Origin of the sequence: Caldimonas sp. (genome assembly GCF_046289365.1) — a bacterium.
Lineage (GTDB): Bacteria > Pseudomonadota > Gammaproteobacteria > Burkholderiales > Burkholderiaceae_C > Caldimonas.
The window spans coordinates 1-3,052 of sequence record NZ_JBKBVU010000276.1; the positions used below are offsets into that span (position 1 = coordinate 1).

A 3,052-nucleotide genomic window follows, 5' to 3' on the forward strand; every position below is an offset into this window, starting at 1 on the left:
CCCCAGGCGCAGCGTGCCGCTGCGCGACGCCGGGGGTGAGACCCAAAACAGACGGCTACACATGTAGAACTGCGCGAGGAAGGCTTGCGGACGGCGGTTCGACTCCGCCCAGCTCCACCACTATTTGAAAAACCAACCGTTCTCGGTTGGTTTTTTTTCGCCCGTTCCCCCCCCAGTGTTGGCGCGGGTTTGGGCCTTGCTGCGACGGACGCCGCCGCCCCGAACGGCCCCGTTTCGGGCGCTTTTTCGTTCTCAGTTCCCGCCCATTCTCTGTTTCTGCGGAGGAGGACTTCGCACCTGACCCAGCAACGACGCGGGTTTCCGGCCGTTTGTTCGTCACGGAAGCCGCCTTCACGCAGGCGACCCGGCCCTGGACCGGGCTACCCGTTCACGATGGGCCGAACGTCCCAGGTGATCGGCGACTCGGGTCGGTAGCCCACCACCTCGCCACGCTTGATGCTGTTGTCCAGGTGTTCTGCCAGCGGTTTGTCGTACTTCGCAATTTGCTTGATGGCACGGTCAACGGCGTTGCGGAAGGCGTCCCGGACGTTCTTCCGCTTGTCCCCGGCCTTGCGTTGCCGCCCTCCGAGGCCTTTGCCACCTTCCATTGCTTTGGTCAGGAAAGCCATTTCCTCCTCGATCTCCTCAATGCGTGCGTGGTCACCGGCATCGCGCGCCTCCTCAATCTCGCTCAGCAGCTCGCGGGCTCGCTGTTGCCATTCGCGGAGGGCCTGCCTGTCTGCGACGTCTCCTGCATCGCCCAGAGGCACGCCTTGGGTCACCTGGAAGCCCTCCTCAATATCTTCCGGTGCCACCCCGGTGTTGGCAGGTAGATCAATGGCGTTGGCCGCGCTTCCAACGGCAATCTCATAGACCGATGTCTCCCGATCCGGGAACGCCAGCAACAGGTTGATGTACTCGGCCCCCTTGTCCACGCCCTGGATCAGGATGGTGTGTCGTCCCCGACCTTGAAACCGTGCCTCCCAGACACCACCGCGCTTTCGGAAAATGTTGTCTGGCAGCTTCTCGGCCGAGACCACGGCGGGCATCGAGACCACCGAACCGGACTCATAGGCCGTCCGAAGCAGGCAGTCGCCTGGGAGTGTGCGTTCACGAATCTCCTTGCTGTAGCGACTGAGCAGATCGTCCAATGCCCCCATCACCTCGTTGGCATGCCGCTTGTACAGATCGAACACCCGCTGTGCAGCCTGCCCAGCTTTGTTGTAGTTCAGATACTTGAAGACCCGGCCCACGTCGGGGTAGCTGGTGACGAACTGCGCCACGTCCGTGAGGCCTTTCACCTGATTGGCTCGCTCCAGATAGGCTGCCGCCATGATCTTGTCCACGTTCTTCTTCTGATCTTGGGCGTCGCGGCTCTGGGTGAACACGTCGAACTTGTAGTGTTCGGCCGGGTCGTGCTGGTCAGCCTTGGCAGCGAGAACAGCAAATCGGCGGTCGATGCATTGCGAGCAGCCTCCACAGTGGGTGTGCTGGTTCGTCATCTCCCAGGTGTGGGTGCAGGTCATCGAATGCTTGATCAGGTCGTGGCAACCAGCGTCCGTGATGACCTTGACGACGTCCGCCTTCGTTTTCCAGATGTAGAGGTTCTCGACTGCGAAGGGCTCACCTGCCACCAATGAGAGCAGGTCTTGGAAGCCTTTCATCACTCTCGGGTGCGTTGTCCTTGTGGCACGGCCACCGACCACCTGAGCGCACACCGGAAGGTTCAGGCTGATGACTCCGTTCTCGTAGAAACGGACGCTCTTGAGATTGAGCATCCGGGCAATCGTCGCGCCAATAGAGACGTACAGGAACGACCGGCTGCGCTGGGTGTACTCGTGGTTCAGTTCTTTGGTCTTGTGGACGCGAACGGTAATGCGGTGCGGCACGTTGTCGCCTGCTTTCGCGGCCAGCATCTCTTCGAGTACCCGGTGTCGCTTGTTGAGCTTGGATGTCGACTTGTGCGTGACCAAGAGCACGCGCCGCTTCTGGTTCACAACCTCATCGATGGCACCGGCCAGCGAGTCCAGCCCCCCGGAGAACATGACCACCTGTTCTGGCATCCCGTACATCTGCTGGGTGTCATTGAACTCGAGGTATTCCTGGAACTGGTGATCCTGGTCGAGTTTGACGAAGTCGAACTGGTACTGGTCGTCGGAAAGGAACCCGAGCGTTGAGCACAGCGTTTCCTGCACCTCCGCACAGTTCCAAAAATCGGGATTGCGCACCGGAACCACGAAGTGCAGATCGCGCCGCCAGCCATCACCAAAGGAATCGACATCGTCCGCACCGCGTCTGACCACCTGATCGGCGCTATAGACGTAGGTGGCGATCTCCAGCAGGTCGTGAAACAGCGGCGGCACACCACGAAACATTTTGGTGTGGACGTCTTCGATCCGCAGGGTGATGTTGCCGTGCCCGGCCTTGCCTGAGAGCCGCAGCCGCAGATCGCGCGAGGGATCTTCGCTGATACCTTTGGCGGATGCGTTGCCGCACAGAACGTATCGTTTACCTTGCATCGCTGCGCGCCCCCGCTTTCAACTCGTCCTTCATCTTTTTCAGCGCGTAGCCTGCGAATCCGTCCGACGATTTTCTGGAAATGTCACCGCCCTCATGAAACCGGTGCTTTGAGAACCAGTCGCTTGAAAATTTCTCGACGATGACCGACGCCTCTCGGGTATGTGTTTCAAGCGCCGCATTGAACTGGGCGGATTGATTCATCGTCGCAAAGCGCATTCCATCGCCAAGCTGGGTGTTCACGACCTTGCTCAGGAAATATTGCAGCCCTTCATTGGCAAGCCGGGCAAAGAATCGCCGGGAGAAGTCACCGAACTCCTTGGGCTTCCCCAAGTCCGCGAGCGCCGCCCGCATCGTGTCTGGATCAGACGAAAAGAGCGATTGAAGCTTGGGCGCGAGGACATCGTTGACGGCACCGACGATGGCCCGATTGGCAAGGCCCCCGAGGTCGGATCGCTGGCCGTTACCCTCTACGCGCCGATCCAGTGCTTCGGTGATCGCCGTTGTCACATCGATGAGGGAGGGGTCGGCAGGT

Annotated in this window: 2 protein-coding genes and 1 other RNA gene; 1 reads left to right on the forward strand and 2 read right to left on the reverse strand. The window is 60.3% G+C overall.

Annotation, left to right across the window (positions count from 1 at the left end):
- Positions 1–120, forward strand: a transfer-messenger RNA (tmRNA) gene (gene ssrA, locus ACK42S_RS16850); the annotation flags it as partial.
- A gap of 260 nt (positions 121–380) precedes the next feature.
- Here the strand turns inward: ssrA and ACK42S_RS16855 are convergent.
- On the reverse strand, positions 381–2,519 hold the full coding sequence (locus tag ACK42S_RS16855) for a hypothetical protein (RefSeq protein WP_409710265.1): 2,139 nt from the start codon (positions 2,517–2,519) through the stop codon (positions 381–383).
- The coding region (locus tag ACK42S_RS16860; RefSeq protein ID WP_409710268.1) for a hypothetical protein at positions 2,509–3,052 on the reverse strand (544 nt) is incomplete at its 5' end. The genes ACK42S_RS16860 and ACK42S_RS16855, both read right to left, overlap by 11 nt.